The organism is Verticiella sediminum (assembly GCF_007558815.1).
Taxonomy (GTDB): domain Bacteria; phylum Pseudomonadota; class Gammaproteobacteria; order Burkholderiales; family Burkholderiaceae_B; genus Verticiella; species Verticiella sediminum.
The window spans coordinates 17,109-36,213 of record NZ_VLTJ01000020.1 but is presented as its reverse complement, the minus strand read 5'-3'; the positions used below and the strand labels follow the sequence as shown (position 1 = coordinate 36,213).

The following is a 19,105-nucleotide window of genomic DNA, read 5'->3' as shown; positions in this document are numbered from 1 at the left end:
ATGCAGCCCGATCAGGCGGAGGGCCTGCGTCGTCTCATGGCTGGCACGCGGCTGCGCCACGTCGCCGTGCTGGAGCCGGGCCGGGATTCCGGCGTGGTGGCGGTGGCCCTGGCGGGGGCCTTGGCGCGACGCGGTCTTGCGGCAGCACTCGTGCGTGCGGGCCGCTCGCGCGCCTATCTGCATGCGCCGGCCGCGAATCCCGTGTCGTGGCAGCTCGCCCGCGAGCCCGGCGAGGATGTGGCCGAGACCGTGTGCCGCGCCTGTGCCGTGCCGCCGGATCTGCTGTTGGCCTCGGCGCAGGCGGAATCCTGGCAAGCCGCGCCCGGCCTGGTCACGGCGGCCGGGGAGGTCGTGATCGTGGTGCACGCACGCCAGGAGCCTGCCCAGACACTGGCCTGGGTCTACGCCAGCCTCAAGGCGCTGGGCGCCGAGAGCCCGGTGCGGGTACGGGTGGGCGTGCGCGCGGCCGCCAACGCGGCCCAGGCCCTGGCGATCCATGCACGGATCGCTCACGTCTCCTCGCGCTATCTCGGCATGGCGCCGGGCTTCGCCGGGCATGTGCCGCTGGCGCTGGATGGCGAACCGGACCCTGGTGCGGCCCTGGCCGACAGTCTGTTGCGTGGCTGATCGACGGGTGCAAAGGCCGGCCTGCGCGCGGACCGGCGACGCTTCCTGTCCGAGCGTGCCGTGCACCATTTTCAGCCGCCGCCGCACCATCGCGGGGTGCGACGAGGCCCCTGGGGGGGCCAGGGTTGCGCGTTCTCGAAGCCGCCAAGCCCACCTCGCCGTTTGGCACAGTCGTTGCATGAAGGTTCGGCAAGAGTAGAAGCGTTCAGCGGTACTGGGTTCTCTGCCCGCCGCCCGGAAATTGCTCGATGCCCCAGTTCGCTTGTCGATCAGTGACGAGCGGATCTGATCCGTCGCGACCTGTCGCGATTCGCCGGGAGCCATCGATGAAGCAAGACCCGCCACTCTGCCGCGGCGCCTGCACGGCGCACCGCTCGCAACACCCCATTGCCTGCTCGGCCCTGCCTCCCGCCTTCACAAGGACCGCCTCATGAAACGCCGTCATCTCCTGCAAGCTGCGGGTGCATCCGCCGTGTTCGGACTCTATCCGTTCGGCATTGCGCGCGCCCAGAAGAAGACCCCATTCAAGTTCAATCTCGGCTGGAGGTTCGAGGCTTCTGGCGCCGGCTACTTTCTGGCGCAGCAGCGCGGCTACTACGACGAGGCGGGCCTGGATGTGACGATCGACTCGGGCAACGGCTCCACGGCCGCCATCAGCCTGGTGGCCGGCGGCGCCTACGACGCCGCTTCGGCCGACCTGGCCTCGATGATCGAATTCAATGTCCAGCATCCGGAAGCCGGCCTGCGGGCCGTGGCCATGCAGTACGACCTCAATCCCAATGCACTGATCGTGCGCAAGGGCGGCCCGATCGCCAGCCCGGCCGATTTCGCCGGCAAGCGCATCCTGGGCCAGCCGTTCAATGCCTCGCGCAAGCTGTTTCCGGTGTTCGCCAAGGCCCAGGGCTTCGATCCGAGCGGGGTGGTCTGGGAGAACATGGAGCCGGGCGCCGGGGATACGCGTTTCGCGCGGGGCGACTTCGACGCCGCCGCCTATTTCTACTTCACCGGCCTGCTCAACCTCAAGGCGCGCGGGGTCGACCTGGATACCCTACAGGTCTACCGCTACTCGGACTACGGCATGCAGTCCTATGGCAACGGCATCATCGCCAATCCCGCCGCCATGGCCCGGGCCGACGCCATGAAAGCCTTCATCGCCGCCTCCACCCGTGGCTGGCTCGACGTCATTGCGGACCCGATCGCTGGCGGCGCAGCGGTCAAGCGCAAGGAGCCGCTGGCCAATGAGGCGCTGGAAACCGAGCGGCTGCAACTCATCACCACCGGCACCATGCAGACGCAGGCCACTGCCGCCCACGGCTGGGGAGCCGCCACGCCCGAGCGCGTACAGGCCACCATCGACGAGACGGTCGACGCCTTCGGATTGCAGGCCGGGCTCGGAGTGGCCGACATCTGGAACGACGCTTTCCTGCCGCCGCTGGAAGCGCGCATGCTGCGGGGTTGAGATGAAACGCCCCCCCACGCTCACTGCGTTCGCTGCCCCCCGAGGGGGCTTCAGCCTCCTTCGGGCGGCCGGGCGGAGGCTGAGACGCATTCAAAGGACGCAATCATGACCATTCCCGTCATCGACCTGACCGATGCGCTCCGGCCGGGCGGCGCGCGCAACGCCGAGGTCGCCCGCCAGATCCGTGCGGCCGGCGAGGCCACGGGCTTCTTCTACGTGATCCATCACGGCCTCGACGCGGAGCTGCTCGCGCGGCAATTCGAGGTCGCCGAAGCCGTGCTCAACCTGCCGGAGGCCGACAAGGAGGCCATCGCGCTCAAGCACTCCAAGGCCGCGCGCGGATATGAATGCATCGGCAGCCAGACGCTCGACGCGAATGCGCGACCCGATGTGAAAGAGAGCTTCTATTGCGGTATCGAGTACCCGCCCGAGCACCCGTACGTGCAGCGCGGCTACTACTCCTATGGCGCGAACCAGTGGCCCGCCGGGCTGCCCTGGGTCCGCGGCCAGAGTCTGGCCTACACCGAAGCGATGTGCGCGCTGGCGCAGCGCCTGATGCAGTTGATGGCGCTGTCGCTGGATCTGCCGGAAGACTACTTCGACCATACCCACGGCAACCCGATGGTGACGCTGCGCATGATCCGCTATCCCGCGCACCCGGCCGACGCCGATGAGCGCACCTTCGGTGCCGGCGCGCACACCGACTGGGGCGCCGTCACGCTGCTCGCGCAGGATGCCTGGGGCGGGCTGGAGGTACAGATGCCCGACGGTTCCTGGGTCGAGGCCACACCCATCGAAGGCTCGCTGGTCATCAACCTGGGCGACATGATCCCGCGCTGGACCAACGGGCGCTACCACTCCAACCCGCACCGGGTGCGCAACACGCGATCGGGCGGGGCACCGCGCTATTCGATCCCCTTCTTCTATACCCCGGACTACATGGCCCGCGTCGAAGCCGTGCCCGGCAGCGTGCCCGAAGGCACTGCGCCGCGCTATGCGCCGTGCACCGTCGGCGAGCATTTGCAGGAGATGTACCGCAAGACCTACGGGCTCCAGGCAGCCTGAAGCACGCAGCCCAGGCGCGCAGGCCGGCGGCGGATTGCCCCGCCGCCGATTGAAAGGGGTCAATACAGCCTAGGGCCGAGGGCGGCGGCGGAGGGTTGGCGGCCATCGGCGCCGTAGAGATCGGCGCCGGTGGCGACCCGGATGGCGCGCACGGCTTGTTGCGCGTTGCGCAGATGTGCCCGCACGAGCATGCCGTTGCGTTCGTTGAGCGCGCGGGCCTGGCCGGCGGCCGCCAGCAGATCCTGCCAGCACACATACAGTTCGGCATCCGCGTCGGCGGCCTGCTGCGTTCCGGCATGCCCGATGGGCAGCCCGATGGCGGCCAGCACGGCATCGCGTTCGGCGGCCAGGTTGGCCAGCGCGTCGCGCGCGAACATCTTGCGTTCGGCGAGCTGGGCGAGGACGTCGGGTTCGGCGCGGGTCGACAGCGCCGCGGTCTCTTCTTCGAGCAGGGCGGTGAAGTCGCGCAGCACGGCCAGCTCGCGCTCCATGCAGTGGTTCAGGGCAGTAGACATTTCAGCGGATCAGTTCGCGCACGCTCTCGATCAGCCCGTCGGCGATGCGCGCCGGATCGATCGTGAGTTCGCCGGCGCGGATGGCCTGGCGGATGGTTTCGACGCGCGCCATGTCGATGTCGCCGTCGGCCTGAGCCAGGGCGGTCGAGGTGGCGCTCAGGGCGACGGTGGCGCCGGCTGCCGCGGTATCTGCGGCAGCCGGCTTGCGCCGCAGCGTATTGGCGGCGTCCGGCGCCTCGGCGGCGGGAGCGGAAACGGGGGCGATCTTCAACACATTCTCCAGCACGCGGGCCATGCGCGAACGGCATCGCCCGATGTTACACGAGCTTTAACGGCCGTCGCCGGGCCAACTTTAGGGGCAGTTGCGTGGTTCAGAGCGGCACCTTCAGAGCGGGACTTCGACCGTGCCCGCATCGCGCACGATGCCGTTCACGAGCTGGCCGGAGGCGGTGCGCACCTGCACCGGCATGCCGGGGCCCGCGGCGGCGAGCGTCTGGCCTTCGCCGGTGGCGGTGAAGCCGGCCCCGTGCACGACCAGACGCACGGTCTGCCCGCGCAGCACGGCGTCGGCGCTGCGCAGCGCATCGGTGCGCAGCTCGCGGCCAGCGGCGATGCGCCGCGTGGCGACTGCGCCGATCGCCTGTTCGGGATGCAGGATCGCGGTCGCCGGCAGCGCGAGCAGGTCGCCGGCGCGCGGCGCGAGGTCCTCGGCGGTGATGGGCTGGCCCGCGTCGATGGGGCGCGCGGCCACCCAGGCGTCGCCGGGCACGCTGAGCTGGGCCTGCACGTACGCCGTCCAGACATTCGGCGCGGCGCAGCGCACGCCCACCGACATGCGCGCGCGCAGCCGCGTCCCGGGCGGCAGGAAGGCCTCGGGCGCGTCGCATGCCGGGTGGCGCGCGGCGCTACCCGCCTCCACGCGCACCTGCGGCACGCCGGGAAGATGGGCGGCTTGCGCAACGAGGTAGTCGGTCACCGCTGCGGCGATGGTGTCGGCGGGCGTGGCCGCGGCCGGCGCCGATGCCATTGCCAGGACGAGGGCGGCAGCGGCCGGGAGCGGGCGGCGCGGGGTGGCTGTGCGGAGCATGGTCGGGGCGGGGGCAGGGCGGGCTATGACCGCATTGTAGGAACCGGACCCATCGAGCCAAATCCCGAATTGAGCGGGGAACGCGGCTTTGTTCGTTCCTTTGCCGGCTTGCGCGAGCCCCTAAGATGCAGCCCTGGGAAAAGCTCGTCCGCCGGTCGGGCTGCCCGCGCGTCGCCGTCGCGGCGCGCCGTTCAGACGGTGTCCGCGCCGGCGCCGGGAGTTTTCCGATGGTCGATCGACTCGACAACGCGTTTCGCTTCTATCAGCAAGCCATTGCCCTGCGCGCCCAGCGCCAGGAAGTGCTGTCGGCGAATATCGCCAATGCCGATACGCCCGGCTACAAGGCCCGCGATTTCGACTTCTCGAGCGCGCTGCGCGAGGCCGTGGGCACGGGCAGCGTCCCGCGCCTGCCCGAGGTCAGGCTCAGCCTGACCTCGGCAGCACACATCCCGGCCGCGGCCCAGGGCAGTGCGGGTGCGCAGTTGCTGTATCGCCAGCCGCTGCAGCCTTCGCTGGACGGCAACACGGTCGACATGGACGCCGAACGCGTCGCCTTCGCCGACAACACCCTGCGCTACCAGAGCACGGCCACGCTGGTGTCCTCGCGCATCAAGTCCATGCTGGCCGCCGTGCAGCAGTAACCCCGGAGCAAGCTATGTCCCTCATGAGCATCTTCCAGGTCGCGGGCTCGGCCATGACCGCTCAGTCGCAGCGCATGAACGTCTCGGCCAGCAACCTGGCCAACGCCGACAGCGCGGTCGGCCCCGATGGCCAGCCCTACCGGGCGCGCCAGGTGGTGTTTCGCACCACGCCCTACGCGGGCCAGGCGTACGGCCGGGAGATCGGCGGCGTCGAGGTGGCGCAGGTGGTGCAGGACCCGTCGCCGCTGCGCATGGTGTTCGACCCGCGCAACCCGCTGGCCAACGCCGACGGCTACGTGGCCATGCCCAACGTCAACGTGGTCGACGAGACCGTCAACATGATCGCCGCCTCGCGCTCCTATCAGGCCAACGTCGAAGTGCTCAACACGGCCAAGGCACTGATGCAGAAGACCCTGACCATCGGCCAGTGAATCCGCCATGACCACCGTATCCAGCAGCCAGAATTCCACCGCTGCCGCGCTCGCCCAGAGCGGCGCCGGCGCCAATTCGCTATCGAACGAGATCCAGGACCGCTTTCTCACGCTGCTCATCACGCAGCTCAAGAACCAGGACCCGCTCAACCCCATGGACAACGCCGAAGTCACGTCGCAGCTCGCGCAGTTGAGCACGGTCAACGGCATCACCCAGCTCAACAACACCCTGCTCGCCGTCTCCGGGCAGATCGACATCTCGCAGTCGCTGCAGGCGACCGCGCTGGTCGGCCGCGAGGTGCTCGTGCCCGGCGAGAAGATCTCGGTCGGCAACGGGGTGTCGACGCCGTTCGGCATCGACGTCATCAGCCCGACCGCGGACGTCACCGTCAGCATCGTGGACAACGCCGGCAACGTGGTGCGCAAGTTCGAACTCGGTGCGCAGGCCGTCGGGGTCTACAACGTCGAATGGGACGGCAAGGATTCGGTGGGCGCCGACGTGCCGGACGGCGCCTATCGCGCCGTGGTCTCGGGCACCGATGCCAGCGGCAACGCGGTGACGGTGGGCACGCTCACCTACGGCAAGGTCGGCAGCGTGGCATACGCCGCCGACGGCCTCAAGCTCGACCTCGGCCTCGCGGGAACCGTCGGTCTTTTCGATATCCGCAAAGTTCTGTAGATCAAGGGAGAACCACCGTGGGCTTCGGACAAGCATTGAGCGGCCTGAACGCCGCTTCGCAGAACCTGGACGTCATCGGCAACAACATCGCCAACGCCAGCACTGTCGGCTACAAGTCGGGCAGCATCAACTTCGCCGACATCTACGCCTCGTCGCGCATCGGCCTGGGCGTGCAGGTGAGCTCGATCCAGCAGCGCTTCACCACCGGCAACCTGGAGATCACCGGCAACCAGTACGACATGGCGATCGACGGCAACAACGGTTTCTTTCGCCTGATCAACACCAACGGCGAAATCGTCTATTCGCGCAACGGCCAGTTCACCAAGGACAAGGACAACTACATCGTCAACGCGCAGGGCATGCGCCTGACGGGTTACCCCGCCGACGTGCTCAACGAGGACGGCACCCTGATCAGCGGCGTGGGGCAGGACCCGGTGCAGCTCATCGTGCCCGCGGGCAATATCGCGCCGCAGGCCACCACCGCCATGAACTTCGAGCGCAACCTGGACTCGCGCGAGCCGGCCATCGACGGCGCCGTGTATCCGTTCGATGCGAACGATCCGAGCACCTTCACCAACTCGGTGCCGATGACGGTCTACGATTCGCTCGGCAACCGGCACACCCTGACGCAGTACTACATCAAGCGCGGCGCCGACAACGGCGAGAGCATCTGGGAAGTGCGATACATGCTCGACGACGACGCGATGACGGTCGGCGACGGCAATGCCGACTTCGCCGAACTGCGCTTCACGTCCAGCGGAACGCTGGTGCCGGGCTCGCAGACCGCGTATACCGTCAACTTCGCGCAGCCCGGCACGGCCGACGCGCCGGCGGACCCGCTCGCCATCCAGATAGCCTACGCCGGCAGCTCGCAGTTCGGCTCGGCCTTCACGCAGAACTTCACACAGAACGGCTACGCCTCGGGCGAGTTCGCGAGCATCGCGGTGGGCGCCGGCGGCGAAGTCATCGCGAGCTACACCAACGGCCAGACGCAGAACATCGGCACCCTGGTGCTTGCCAACTTCAACAACGTCACGGGGCTCAAGGCGGTGGGCGGCAACGCCTGGAGCGAATCGCCGGAATCGGGCCAGGCCATCCTGGGCCAGCCGGGCACCAACGGCCTGGCCACCATCAAGGGCCAGGCGGTGGAGGCCTCCAACGTCGACATGAGCCAGGAACTCGTCAACATGATCATCGCGCAGCGCACCTACCAGGCCAACGCGCAGACCATCAAGACGCAGGACCAGATCATGCAGACGCTGATGGCCATGCGCTAAGCCATGGACCGCATCGTTTTCACCGCGGGCGGCGGGGCCGCCCGCACCCTGGAACACCAGGCGACGGTCAGCAACAACCTGGCGAACGCGTCGAGCCCGGGCTTTCGCGCCCAGCTCACGCAGTACCGCGCAGTGCCCATCATCGGCGCAGGCCTGGCCACCCGGGTGGGCACGGTGGCGGCCACGCCGGGCGCGGACTTCACGCCGGGGCCCATGGAAGTGACCGGACGCGCGCTCGACATCGCGATCCAGGGCAGCGGCTGGCTGTCGGCGCTGATGCCTGACGGCAGCGAAGGCCTGACGCGGGCGGGCGGCCTGCAGATCGGTGCGGACGGCACCCTGCAGACGGCCGACGGGCGCCAGCTCCTGTCCGTGGACAATCAGCCGGTCGTCGTGCCGGAAGGCGCCAGCCTCACGATCGGCACGGACGGCACGCTCACGGCACTGGGCGCGGGCGACGACCCTGTCGGCCTGATCGGCCTCGGCCAGTTGAAGCTGTCCGATCCCAATCCCGCCAGCCTGGTGCGCGGCGGCGACGGCTATTTCCGCGTGCAGGGACAGCCGCTCGGCCAGCCGGTGCCGGCGGACCCGCTGGTGCGGGTGGTGAGCGGGGCTGTCGAAGGCAGCAACGTCAGCCCCATCGAGGCCATGGTGTCGATGATCGACAACGGCCGCCGTTTCGAGATGCAGATGAAGGTGGTGCAGCACGCGGATACCAACGCCGAGCGTGCCAACCGCCTGCTTTCGGCCGGCTAAGGCCGGCCACGGGCCCAGCGCCCGCCCTCAGGAGAATCGCCATGATCCGTTCGCTCTGGATCGCCAAGACCGGCCTCGACGCCCAGCAGACCAAGATGGACGTTATCGCGAACAACCTCGCGAACGTCAGCACCAACGGTTTCAAACGCTCGCGCGCCGTGTTCGAGGACCTCATGTACCAGACGTTGCGCCAGCCGGGCGCCAACGCCACCGACGTCAACACGCTGCCCACCGGCCTGCAGCTCGGCACCGGGGTGCGCACGGTCGCCACCGAACGCATCCATCTGCAGGGCGGCCTGGAGAACACGGGCAACAGCCGCGACGTGGCGATCAACGGCGCAGGCTTCTTCCAGGTCGAGCTGCCCGACGGCACGCTGGCCTATACGCGCAGCGGCGCCTTCGCCACCGATCAGGACGGCCAACTGGTCACTTCCGGCGGCTATATCGTGCAGCCCGCCATCAACATCCCGGACAACGCGCTCACCATGACCATCGGCCGCGACGGCACGGTGTCGGTGACGCTGCCCGGTGCGGCCGGCACCTCGGTGCAGGTCGGCCAACTGCAGCTCGCCACTTTCGCCAACCCGACCGGCCTGCAGAGCATGGGCGAGAACCTCTACCTCGAGACCGACGCATCGGGCCCGGCGAACCTGCTCGCGCCGGGCATGGACGGCGCCGGCCTGATCATGCAGGAATGGGTCGAGACCTCCAACGTCAACGTGGCCGAGGAGCTCGTCAACATGATCCAGACCCAGCGCGCCTACGAGATCAACAGCAAGGCTGTGCAGACCTCCGACCAGATGCTCTCGCGCCTGGCCCAGCTCTGAGCGCGCAAGCCGAGTCCGTCATCATGAACGCCCGTTTCCTGCGCGCCGCGCGTGCCGCCATCGCCCTGGGCCTGGCCGTGCTGGGCGGTTGCGCGATCGTGCCTCCGGAGCCCATCGTGCTCGGCCCGATGAGTGCGCCGCCGCCCGCGCGCGAGCTGGCCCTGGCCGTGCCCAACGGCTCGATCTACCAGCCCGTGGCCTACGGCAGCTTTCCGCTGTTCGAGGATCGCCGGCCGCGCAACGTCGGCGACATCGTGACGGTGGTGCTCAACGAGCGGACCAACGCGGCCAAGAACGTGTCGACCAATACCGCGCGCAGCGGCTCGGTGGGGCTGGGTTTCGACACCGTGCCGCGCGTGCTCGGCGGCGGCCTGGTCGGCCAGGACGCCGAGTTCAGCGGCGCCAACACGGCCACCGGCACGGGCAGCACCAATGCCAACAATACGTTCAGCGGCACCATCACCACCACGGTGATCGGCGTGCTGCCCAACGGCAACCTGCAGGTGGCGGGCGAGAAGCAGATCGCGATCAACCGCGGCAGCGAGTTCGTGCGGTTCTCCGGCGTGGTCGATCCGCGATCGATCCTCGGCAACAACACCGTCTCCTCCACCCAGGTGGCCGACGCGCGCATCGAATACCGCAGCAAGGGCGTGATGGACGAGGTCCAGAGCATGGGCTGGCTGCAGCGCTTCTTCCTGGTGGTCTCGCCGCTATGACCGCACGCATCATCCACCACTGCCTGCGCGGCGTGCTGGCGCTGCTCCTGGGCGCAACGCTCGCCGTCGCGCCCGTCCGGGCCCAGCAGGGGCCGTCGGAGCGCCTGAAGGACGTGGCGAGCTTTCAGGGCGTGCGCAGCAATCCGCTGGTCGGCTATGGCCTGGTCGTCGGCCTGGACGGCAGCGGCGACCAGACCCGCCAGACACCCTTCACCGCGCAGAGCATCACCAACATGCTGTCGCAGCTCGGCGTCACCGTGCCGCCCGGCACCAACATGCAGTTGAAGAACGTCGCCGCGGTGATGGTGACCGCCTCCCTGCCGGCCTTCGCCCGGCCCGGGCAGGCGCTGGACGTCGTGGTGTCGTCCATGGGCAACGCCAAGAGCCTGCGCGGGGGTACCTTGCTCATGACGCCGCTCAAGGGCGCCGACGGCCAGGTGTACGCCATCGCGCAGGGCAACCTGGTGGTGGGCGGCGCGGGCGCCCAGGCGGGCGGCAGCAGCGTGCAGATCAACCAGTTGGGCGGCGGCCGCATCAGCAATGGCGCCGTCGTCGAGCGTTCGGTGCCGACCGAGATCGCGCCTGGCGGCTACGTGCACCTGGAGGTCAACACCGCGGATTTCGGGACCACCCAGAACGTCGTGGATGCGGTGAACACCCGCTTCGGCAACGGCACGGCGAGCGCCGTCGACGGCCGCCTGGTGCAGGTGCGCACGCCGCAGGACCCGGGGGCACGCGTGGCCTTCCTGTCGCAGTTGGAGAACCTGCCGGTGCGGCAGGCGCCGGTCGGCGCCAAGGTGGTCATCAATGCGCGCACGGGTTCGGTGGTCATGAACCGCAACGTCACCATCGACGAAGTGGCCGTGGCCCACGGCAACCTCTCGGTGGTGATCAGCCGCGGCGCGGCGGTGAGCCAGCCGACCACGCCGTTCGGCGGCGGCCAGACCGTGGTCGTGCCCACCACCGACATCGAGGTGCGCCAGGAGGGCGGCTCGCTGCAGCGCATGCGCACCAGCACCTCGCTCGCCGAGGTGGTCAACGCGCTCAATGCGCTGGGCGCCACGCCCCAGGACCTGCTGGCCATTCTGCAGGCCATGCAGACGGCGGGTTCGCTGCGCGCCGAACTGGAGATCATCTGATCATGACGGCCAGCTCCGCGGGTTTCGTCTTCGATGTCTCGTCGCTGGAAGGCATGCGCCGGCGCGCGCGCGAAACACCCAATGCTGCCGCCGCGGAAGTCGCGACCCAGTTCGAGGCCTTGTTCCTGCAAATGGCCATGCAGCGCATGCGCGAGGCCACGCCCAAGGACGGCCTCTTCGACAGCGAGCAGACGCGCATGATGCAGAGCATGCTCGACGAGCAGATGGCGACGCACCTGGCCAGTCCCGGCATCGGGATCGCCAAGGCCCTGCTGCGGCAGATGCAGCGCCAGGGCGGCGCCGATGCGGCGCCCGTCGCGGCGTTCTCGCCGCTGGCCGCGCCCGACCGCGTCCACGCCACGGGCGGCGCGAGCAGCGCGCCGCTCGGCGCGGCGCGTCGCGTGCTCGATGCGGTGCGCACCGGCGCAGAGTTCGCCGCGAGCGGGGCCAGAGCTATCGCCAGCGTGCCCGCGCACGTCGCGGCCTTCGTCGACAAGCTCGGTGATGCCGCGCGCCAGGTCGCCCAGCGCAGCGGGCTGCCGGCGCGCCTGATTCTGGCCCAGGCCGCGCTGGAGTCCGGCTGGGGCCAGCGCGAGATCCGGCTGCCCGACGGCGGCACCAGCCACAACCTGTTCGGCATCAAGGCCACCGGCGGCTGGAAGGGCGAGGTCGCCAACGTCATGACCACCGAATACGTGGACGGCGTGCCGCGCAAAGTGCGCCAGCCGTTCCGCGCCTATGGCTCGTACGAGGAAGCCCTGACCGACTACGCCAGGCTGCTCACCGAATCCGAGCGCTATCGCGGCGTGCGCGAAGCGCGCAACGAGTTCGAGGCGGCGCGCCGGGTGCAGGCGGCCGGGTATGCAACCGACCCGGCCTATGCCGACAAGCTGATCGGCCTGATGCGGCAGATGCCCGCCTGAGCCAGGGCGTGTGCCCGGCGTCTGCGCGCAGGCGGTGTTGCGGCGCCCGACTGGCCGGGCGCGCCGCGTCTTACCCGCGCAGCGTCCACGGTACGCGCCGTTGCGCACAGGCGCGTCGATCCACCCTAAATCCGCCGGCGTTTCTGCCGTAAACAGCATAGACGTGCCGACATCACGCGGTGCGAACCGGAAGCGAGTGCATGAGCAACCTTTTCAACCTGGGCCGCGCGGGCCTGAATGCGGCGCAGGCGGGCCTGAACACCACCGGCCACAACATCGCCAACGCCAACACCGTCGGCTACAGCCGTCAGCAGGTCCTGATCTCCACCTCGGGCGGGCAGGGGACGCACATGGGCTACACCGGCCGCGGCGTGCAGGTGGACACGGTGCGCCGCATCCACGACAGCTTTCTCACCAACCAGGTCAACGCGTCGGCTACCGTGGGCGCTGCGCTCTCCACCTACGCCAACCAGCTCGATCACGTCAACAACCTGCTCGCCGACCGCACGGTAGGCATCTCACCGGCGCTGAGCAGGTTCTTCGAGGGCCTGAATGCGGTCGCCTCGACGCCGGCGGATCCGGCCAGCCGGCAGGAGCTGATCGGCCGCGCCAACAGCCTGGCCACGCAGATCAACAGCGCGCAGCAGTTCCTCAACGAGCAGCAGCGCAGCGTGAACGAGCAGTTGGCCACCACCACCCGGCAAATCAACAGCTACGCCGAGCGCATCGGCGAGCTGAACCAGCGCATCACCGAAGCCTACGCCACCAACGGGCGCGATCACACGCCCAACGACCTGCTCGACCAGCGCGACCAACTGGTTTCCGAACTGAACGGGCTCGTGAGGGTCACGGTGGTCAACGAGGGCGATTCGATCAATCTGTCGATCGGCAACGGGCAGGTGCTGCTGGGCGGCAACGAAGTCTTCCCGCTGCAGGCCGTGGCCTCGGCGGCCGACCCCACCCGCACCGTGCTTGCCTATACGACGGCCGGCGGCGCCACGGTGGAGCTGTCGGACGGCATCGTCGACGGCGGGTCGCTGGGCGGGCTGCTGCAGTTTCGCCGCGAAGCGCTCGACGTGACCCAGAACGAACTGGGCCGCATGACGCTCGGGCTGGCCATGGCGGTCAACGCGCAGCACGCGCAGGGCCTGGACAGCGCCGGCAACCCGGGCGGCGACTTCTTCTCGCTCGGCAGCCCGGTCGTATTCTCCAATGCGGCGAACGCCGATCCCTTGACCACCCTGGCCGTGAGCTACACCGACGCATCGGCGCTCACCTTGAACGACTACCAGGTCAAGTTCGACGCAGCGAGCGGCGAATTCCGCGTCACCCGCCATCCCGGCGGCGCTGCGGTCGACGCTCAGACGAACGGGAATACGCTGAGCTTCGACGGCCTCGAGGTCGAGTTGCCCGATGCGGACGACCTGTCCGGCGACAATGGCTGGCTGATCCAGCCCACGCGGCAGGCCGCGCGCGACATCGGTGTCGCCGTCGAGACCCCGGACCAGATCGCCGCGGCCGGCCCGGATGGCGGCTCGGCCAACGGCGAGAATGCGCTGGCGCTCGCCCGTCTGCAGAACGAGAACGTCCTCGCCGGCGGCACCATGAGCGTGACCGGCGCCTATTCGCAGTTGGTCAACAACGTGGGCGTGAAGGCGCAGTCCGTGCAGACCGCCGCCAAGGCGCAGGACACGCTCACGCTGCAGGCCTTCGCGGCGCAGCAGGCCGTCTCCGGCGTCAACCTCAACGAGGAATACATCAACCTCGACTACTACGTGCAGCACTACAACGCGAGCGCGCGCCTGATCGAGGTCGCCACCAACCTGTTCGATACCCTGTTGGGTCTGCGTACCTGAGGAATGTCCCAATGAGAGTCAGCACACTATTGTCCCAGCAAATCGGTCTGCGCACCATGGTCGAGCAGGAGTCGAAGATGCTGCATGCGATGCAGCAGCTCGCCTCCGGCAAGCGGGTGCTCACACCCGCCGACGATCCGCTCGCCGCGGCCCAGTCGGTGAACGTCGCCCAAGTCGCCAGCATGAATACCCGCTTTGCCGAGAACCGCGCCGTCGCCGCGCAGAACCTGAATGCGCAGGAGCAGACCCTGCAGGAGGTCACCACCATGCTGCAGGGCGTCTACACCCGCATCGTCGAAGCCGGCAACGGCGCCTATTCCGATGCGGAGCTGCGCTCGCTCGCCGATACGCTGCGCGAGACCCGCGAAAGCCTGCTCGGGCTGGCCAATGCCACCGACGGTAGCGGCCAGTACCTCTTCTCCGGCGACCGGGGCGACCTGGCGCCTTACGATGAGCACGGCGCGCTCGCCAGCCCGGCGCCGGCCGGCTCGCGCAATATCCAGGTCACGCAGACGCGCGTGATGTCCAGCGCCGACACCGCGCAGAAGGTGTTCGGCCGCGTCTCGCCGGGCACCCAGGGCTATGTCGCCAGCATGGGCGATCAGTTCGAAGGCAGCGTGAGCTTCGGCAGGGTCGAGTTCGCCGGCAATGGCGCGGGCGGCTCGGACCAGTATCGGGTGAGCTTCGCACTGGGCGAGGACCTCGGGATGCGCGTGCAGATCCATGACGCCGCGGGGAGCGAGCTGATCGACCAGCCCTATGAGCCGGGCGCCATGCTCGAGTTCGACGGCGTGCGCGTGACCCTGTCGGGTACGCCGGTCGCGGGCGACGAGATCGTGTTCGACCGCCTGGGCGACCTGTCCCCCGAGAACGGCTTCGATCTTTTCAACACGCTGGACGACCTCATCGGCGCGCTGGAGGAGGGCAAGAGCACGCCCGAGCTCTCGGCTCGGCTCGGCAACGCACTGGCCACGGCGAACCGCAAGATCCAGCTCCACATGGACAACGTGCTCACCGTGCGCGCCGCGGGCGGCGCCCGCATGAACGAACTGGACGCGCTCGACAACGAAGGCGACAGCCGCACGCTCAATTATGCGTCGCAGCTCTCCAAGCTCGAGGACGTCGACTACCGCGCAGCCAGCATGCAGCTCGAGCAGCAGCGCGTGGCGCTCGAAGCCGCGCAGCTCGCGTATCTGAAGGTACAGGGCCTGAGCCTGTTCCAGCGGGGTTGACCCGAGGGCGCGAGCGGGGTGGATGCGAGGTGCTTGCCTTGTGAGTGTGTCCACCATGCCAGCCAGCCCGCGCCGGCCTCAAGGCCTGAACCCCAGCACGATGCGCTCGAACGCCATGTAGGCATCGGCGAAGAGCCGTTCCAGGAACGGCGTGGTCTGCGGCAGCACGATCGTCAGCATGACCAGGCCGGCGAGCAGGGACAGCGGAAAGCCCACCGCAAACACCGAGAGCTGGGGCGCCGTGCGGTTCAGGATGCCCATCGAGAGGTTCATGGTGAGCAGGGCCGTGACCAGGGGCAGCGAGAGCACCAGGCCCAGCGTCATGACCTGGGCGCTCCAGTCGATCAAGGCGCCCGGGCCGCCCGCGCCGAGGCGCGCGTCGGCGATCGGCAGCACCTCGAAGGTGTGCACCAGCGCGGCCAGCAGCAGCAAGTGCCCGTCGAGCGCGATGAAGACCAGCAGGGCGATCCAGTAGAAGAGCCGCGACAGCACCGAGGTCTGGGCATTGGTGCCCGGCTCGAAGAAGGTGGCGAAGGACAGCCCCATCTGCAGACCGACGAACTCGCCGGCGGTCTGCACGACGGCCAGCGCCATGCGCAGGCACAGGCCGAGCGCCAGGCCGATCAGGATCTGCTGCGCGAGTATCCAGAGCCCGGCCCATGACGCCGGCGGCACGTCCGGCAGCGGGCCCGCCATGGGTGCGATGGCGATGCCGAGCAGGATGCCCAGGCCCAGGCGGGCGCGCGTCGGCACACTGTTCTCGCTGAATAGCGGGGCGACCATGAAGAGCGCCAGGATGCGCGCGAGCGGCCAGAAAAGCCCATTGATCCAGGCATACCACTGTTCCAGCGTGAACGTGATCATGCCGGGCGCCGCGGCCTCAGCCGATCAGGGTGGGGATCGAGCCGAACAACTGGCGGATGTAGTCCACCATCAGGCCGATCAGCCAGGGCCCGGTCAGCGCCAGGACCAGCACCATGGACAGGATCTTGGGAATGAACGACAGCGTCATTTCGTTGATCTGGGTGGCGGCCTGGAAAATACTGATGATCAGGCCCACCGCCAGCATCACGAGCAAGGCGGGGCCGGCCATGGCGAGTGCGATCTTCATGGCCTGATAGCTCATGGACATCACGGTTTCGGCGGTCATCGTGGCGTGTCTCCGGCGCGCGGCCCTAGGTGTAGAAGCTGCGCGCGAGCGAGCCCAGCAGCAGCGCCCAGCCGTCGGCGAGCACGAACAGCATGAGCTTGAACGGCAGCGAGATGGTCACGGGCGGCACCATCATCATGCCCAGCGCCATCAGCGTGCTCGCCACCACCAGGTCGATGATGAGAAAGGGAATGAAGATGGTGAACCCGATCTGGAAGGCGGTCTTCAGCTCGCTGGTGACGAAGGCCGGCACCAGGATGCGGAAGGGCACGTCCTCCGGCCCCTGCATGTCGTCCACGCCCGCCAGGTCGGCGAACAGGCGCAGGTCGTTCTCGCGCGTCTGGTGGATCATGAACTCGCGGAACGGCACCGAACCCTGCTGCAGCGCCTGTTCGAACGAGATGTCGCCGTCCGCCAGCGGCCGGTAGGCGTTTTCGTAGACGTTGTCGAACACCGGGCCCATGGTGAACAGCGTCAGGAAGAAGGCGAGGCCGACCAGCACCTGGTTGGGCGGCGAGGCGCCCGTGCCCATGGCGTTGCGCAGCAGGCCGAGGACGATGATGATGCGGGTGAACCCGGTCATCATCAGCAGCGCGGCCGGCAGGAAGGTGAGCAGGGTGAGCAGCAGCAGCGTCTGCACGCTCAGCGAATAGATCTGGCCACCGTCCGCCGTGGGTTGCGCGGTCAGCGCAGGCAGGCCCTGCGCGTGGGCCGCGCCATGGACCAGGGCCCATGCCGCCAGCAGGATGAACGGTGCGCGGCGCGCCCAGCGCGGCAGGGTCACGGCGTGTCCTGCGGGGCGGGCGGCGTACCGCGCGCGGCACTGCCGCGCCGGCGCATGGCCTGGGTCAACTGGCCGCGCCAGTCGGCCGCGCCGGCCTCGGCCACGGCGTCCGGGCGCGCCGGCAAGGTGTGCAGGGTCTGCATGCCGCCCGACGTGACGCCGACCACCAGCCAGGTGTCGTCGACCTGGAGCATCAGGATGCGCTCGCGCGGGCCCACGCTCATGCTGCCCACGACCTTGACCGGCATGCCGCTGCTCACGCGGCGCGCGAAGCCGCTGCGCCGCGCCACCCAGGCGCAGGCGAAGAGCAGCACGAGCACGATGGCCAGTGCGAACAGCGCGCGCGTGAGGTCCAGGCCGACATCGGGCGCGGCCGTCGCTGCTGCTGCGGCCGCATGCCCCGGGGCGGCGAGGACGGCCAGCACCGTGGCGCGGCGCAAGTAAGGGGAGAACATCATGGCGTGGGACGCGGGGCGGAGCGCCCGGGCTGTGGAAGTCAGCGACGGTTGAGGCGGCTGATGCGTTCGGAAGGCGTGATGATGTCGGTCAGGCGGATGCCGTATCTTTCTTCGACCACCACGACTTCGCCCTGCGCGATCAGATAGCCGTTGACGTAGATGTCCATGGGTTCGCCGGCCAAGCCGTCGAGTTCGACCACGCTGCCCTGCTGTAGCTGCAGCAGGTTCTTGATGGTCAGGCGCGTGCGTCCCAGCTCGACCGTGAGCTGCACCGGCACGTCCATGATGCGGTCGATGTCCGGGCCGCCGCCGCCCGCGGGCTCGGGTGCGGGCGTGCGCTCGAGCGGCTGGAATACCGCCTGCGCCGCCTGCGTGGCTGCCGTCTGCTCGGCCAGCGCGCTCGCCCAATCGTCCTCGGCGCTGTTGGACGCGGCTACGTCCTTGTCGTTGTTCGGGTCAGTCATGCTTGGCTTGCTCGGGTTTCTGGAAAGAGGGCGCGGCGGGCTCGTTCCCGTCCAGCGTCTGGACGCGCAAGGCATAGTGCCCCCGCGAGGCGCCGTAGGTGCACTGCATCACGGGCACGCCGTCGGCGCGCGCGGTGACGTGTTGCGGCAACTCGATCGGCAGGACATCGCCCGCGCGCAGCTTCAGCAACTCGGCGATGGTGGTGTCGATGCACGTGAACTCGGCGACCAGTTCCACATCCGCGCCGCGCACCTGGTCGGTCAGCAGTTGCGACCAGCGCTGGTCGACGGCCTCCAGCGAGCTTTGCTGCAGCGGCCGCGTGAGCAGGTCGCGCACGGGCTCGATCATCGAATACGGCAGGCAGATGTTGAGTTCGCCGCCGGTGGCGCCGAACTCGATGCGAAACGTCGTGGTCACGACCACTTCGTTGGGCCCGGTCACGCTCGCGAACTTGGTGTGCATCTCCGCGCGCAGGTACTCGAAGCCGACCGGATAGACGGGGTTCCAGGCCTTGCCGTAGCAGTCCAGCGTGAGGTTCAACACACGGCGGATGATGCGCTGCTCGGTGACCGTGAAATCGCGCCCCTCGACCCGCGTGTGGTAGCGGCCGTCGCCGCCGAACAGGCTGTCGATGATCAGGAACACCAGGTTCGGGTCGAACGTGAACAGCGCCGTGCCGCGCAGCGGCTTCATGTTCACCAAGTTCAGGTTGCTCGGCACCGGCAGGTTGCGCTCGAAGTCGGAGTACTTCTGGACCTTGATGGTGCCGACGGTGATGTCGGCGCTGCGCCGCATGAAGTTCAGCAGGGCTGCGCGCATGTTGCGCGCGAAGTGCTCGTTGATGGCTTCGAGCGCATGCATGCGCCGGCGCACGATGCGCTCCGGCGAGGTCAGATCGTACGGGCGGATGTCGCCTTCGCGCTCGGCCTGGCCTGCACCGGCCCCTTCGTCGCCATTGACGTTGGCCAGCAGGGCATCGACTTCCTGCTGGGAGAGCATCGCCTCGTAGGTCGCCATG

The 19,105-nt window shown here is 68.8% G+C and carries 23 protein-coding genes; 14 read left to right on the top strand and 9 right to left on the bottom strand.

Translation table 11 applies throughout. The annotated features are described in order from the left end of the window. The 3 genes from FOZ76_RS09820 to FOZ76_RS09810 all read left to right on the top strand — a co-directional run bounded on the left by FOZ76_RS09820 (position 1) and on the right by FOZ76_RS09810 (position 3,151). On the top strand, positions 1-627 hold the full coding sequence (locus FOZ76_RS09820) for a hypothetical protein (RefSeq protein WP_143947977.1): 627 nt from the start codon (positions 1-3) through the stop codon (positions 625-627). Positions 628-1,057: 430 nt separating this feature from the next. After that, complete coding sequence (locus FOZ76_RS09815; protein ID WP_143947976.1) at positions 1,058-2,086, top strand: ABC transporter substrate-binding protein; 1,029 nt, start codon at positions 1,058-1,060, stop codon at positions 2,084-2,086. A 105-nt stretch (positions 2,087-2,191) separates the two neighbouring features. Then, positions 2,192-3,151: an isopenicillin N synthase family dioxygenase gene (locus FOZ76_RS09810; protein ID WP_143947975.1), complete on the top strand. Its 960-nt coding sequence runs from the start codon at positions 2,192-2,194 to the stop codon at positions 3,149-3,151. Positions 3,152-3,210: 59 nt separating this feature from the next. On the opposite strand, the gene FOZ76_RS09805 is transcribed toward FOZ76_RS09810, so the two are convergent. The 3 genes from FOZ76_RS09805 to flgA form a co-directional block, all read right to left on the bottom strand. Continuing rightward, a complete protein-coding gene (locus tag FOZ76_RS09805; protein WP_143947974.1) occupies positions 3,211-3,666 on the bottom strand; it encodes a flagella synthesis protein FlgN in 456 nt (151 codons plus the stop codon). Between the two features lies 1 nt (position 3,667). Further along, positions 3,668-3,937: a flagellar biosynthesis anti-sigma factor FlgM gene (flgM, locus tag FOZ76_RS09800; protein ID WP_143947973.1), complete on the bottom strand. Its 270-nt coding sequence runs from the start codon at positions 3,935-3,937 to the stop codon at positions 3,668-3,670. 114 nt (positions 3,938-4,051) lie between these two features. Continuing rightward, a complete protein-coding gene (gene flgA, locus FOZ76_RS09795; protein WP_143947972.1) occupies positions 4,052-4,753 on the bottom strand; it encodes a flagellar basal body P-ring formation chaperone FlgA in 702 nt (233 codons plus the stop codon). A 227-nt stretch (positions 4,754-4,980) separates the two neighbouring features. On the opposite strand from flgA, the gene flgB reads away from it, so the two are divergent. The 11 genes from flgB (at position 4,981) to flgL (ending at position 15,230) form a co-directional block, all read left to right on the top strand. Then, positions 4,981-5,394, top strand: coding sequence for a flagellar basal body rod protein FlgB (gene flgB / locus FOZ76_RS09790; RefSeq protein WP_143947971.1), 414 nt, complete (start codon positions 4,981-4,983; stop codon positions 5,392-5,394). 14 nt (positions 5,395-5,408) lie between these two features. After that, positions 5,409-5,825 (top strand): flagellar basal body rod protein FlgC, encoded by a 417-nt coding sequence (flgC, locus tag FOZ76_RS09785; protein ID WP_143947970.1) that lies wholly within the window; start codon positions 5,409-5,411, stop codon positions 5,823-5,825. Positions 5,826-5,832: 7 nt separating this feature from the next. Next, entirely contained in the window at positions 5,833-6,504 is a 672-nt protein-coding gene (locus tag FOZ76_RS09780) for a flagellar hook capping FlgD N-terminal domain-containing protein (protein ID WP_143947969.1), read from the top strand. 17 nt (positions 6,505-6,521) lie between these two features. After that, positions 6,522-7,781, top strand: coding sequence for a flagellar hook protein FlgE (gene flgE, locus FOZ76_RS09775; RefSeq protein WP_143947968.1), 1,260 nt, complete (start codon positions 6,522-6,524; stop codon positions 7,779-7,781). 3 nt (positions 7,782-7,784) lie between these two features. Further along, positions 7,785-8,537 carry a flagellar basal body rod protein FlgF gene (locus FOZ76_RS09770; RefSeq protein WP_143947967.1) on the top strand — a complete coding sequence of 251 codons (753 nt, stop codon included), beginning with the start codon at positions 7,785-7,787 and terminating at the stop codon, positions 8,535-8,537. Positions 8,538-8,578: 41 nt separating this feature from the next. Further along, on the top strand, positions 8,579-9,364 hold the full coding sequence (flgG, locus tag FOZ76_RS09765; protein ID WP_143947966.1) for a flagellar basal-body rod protein FlgG: 786 nt from the start codon (positions 8,579-8,581) through the stop codon (positions 9,362-9,364). 23 nt (positions 9,365-9,387) lie between these two features. Next, entirely contained in the window at positions 9,388-10,080 is a 693-nt protein-coding gene (locus FOZ76_RS09760) for a flagellar basal body L-ring protein FlgH (protein ID WP_143947965.1), read from the top strand. Further along, positions 10,077-11,219 carry a flagellar basal body P-ring protein FlgI gene (locus tag FOZ76_RS09755; RefSeq protein WP_143947964.1) on the top strand — a complete coding sequence of 381 codons (1,143 nt, stop codon included), beginning with the start codon at positions 10,077-10,079 and terminating at the stop codon, positions 11,217-11,219. Before FOZ76_RS09760 ends, FOZ76_RS09755 begins: the two co-directional genes overlap by 4 nt. A gap of 2 nt (positions 11,220-11,221) precedes the next feature. Continuing rightward, positions 11,222-12,142, top strand: a complete 921-nt coding sequence (gene flgJ / locus FOZ76_RS09750; protein ID WP_143947963.1) for a flagellar assembly peptidoglycan hydrolase FlgJ — start codon at positions 11,222-11,224, stop codon at positions 12,140-12,142. A gap of 200 nt (positions 12,143-12,342) precedes the next feature. Next, entirely contained in the window at positions 12,343-13,998 is a 1,656-nt protein-coding gene (flgK, locus tag FOZ76_RS09745; protein WP_143947962.1) for a flagellar hook-associated protein FlgK, read from the top strand. A gap of 11 nt (positions 13,999-14,009) precedes the next feature. After that, the gene (flgL, locus tag FOZ76_RS09740) at positions 14,010-15,230 is read left to right on the top strand and encodes a flagellar hook-associated protein FlgL (protein WP_143947961.1); all 1,221 of its coding nucleotides are present in this window, start codon (positions 14,010-14,012) and stop codon (positions 15,228-15,230) included. A 78-nt stretch (positions 15,231-15,308) separates the two neighbouring features. Here flgL and fliR read toward each other — a convergent pair whose 3' ends face one another. Genes fliR through fliM form a run of 6 tightly spaced genes read right to left on the bottom strand, consistent with a single transcriptional unit; the run spans position 15,309 to position 19,104 of the window. Continuing rightward, a complete protein-coding gene (fliR, locus tag FOZ76_RS09735; RefSeq protein ID WP_143947960.1) occupies positions 15,309-16,094 on the bottom strand; it encodes a flagellar biosynthetic protein FliR in 786 nt (261 codons plus the stop codon). A gap of 16 nt (positions 16,095-16,110) precedes the next feature. Then, entirely contained in the window at positions 16,111-16,380 is a 270-nt protein-coding gene (gene fliQ, locus FOZ76_RS09730) for a flagellar biosynthesis protein FliQ (protein ID WP_143947959.1), read from the bottom strand. A gap of 25 nt (positions 16,381-16,405) precedes the next feature. Then, positions 16,406-17,128 (bottom strand): flagellar type III secretion system pore protein FliP, encoded by a 723-nt coding sequence (fliP, locus tag FOZ76_RS09725; protein WP_246129418.1) that lies wholly within the window; start codon positions 17,126-17,128, stop codon positions 16,406-16,408. Between the two features lie 32 nt (positions 17,129-17,160). After that, positions 17,161-17,622, bottom strand: coding sequence for a flagellar biosynthetic protein FliO (gene fliO / locus FOZ76_RS09720; protein WP_143947957.1), 462 nt, complete (start codon positions 17,620-17,622; stop codon positions 17,161-17,163). A 38-nt stretch (positions 17,623-17,660) separates the two neighbouring features. After that, a complete protein-coding gene (gene fliN, locus FOZ76_RS09715) occupies positions 17,661-18,086 on the bottom strand; it encodes a flagellar motor switch protein FliN (protein WP_143947956.1) in 426 nt (141 codons plus the stop codon). Next, a complete protein-coding gene (fliM, locus tag FOZ76_RS09710) occupies positions 18,079-19,104 on the bottom strand; it encodes a flagellar motor switch protein FliM (RefSeq protein WP_143947955.1) in 1,026 nt (341 codons plus the stop codon). The genes fliN and fliM overlap by 8 nt, the downstream gene beginning before the upstream one ends. Position 19,105 lies beyond the last annotated feature (1 nt).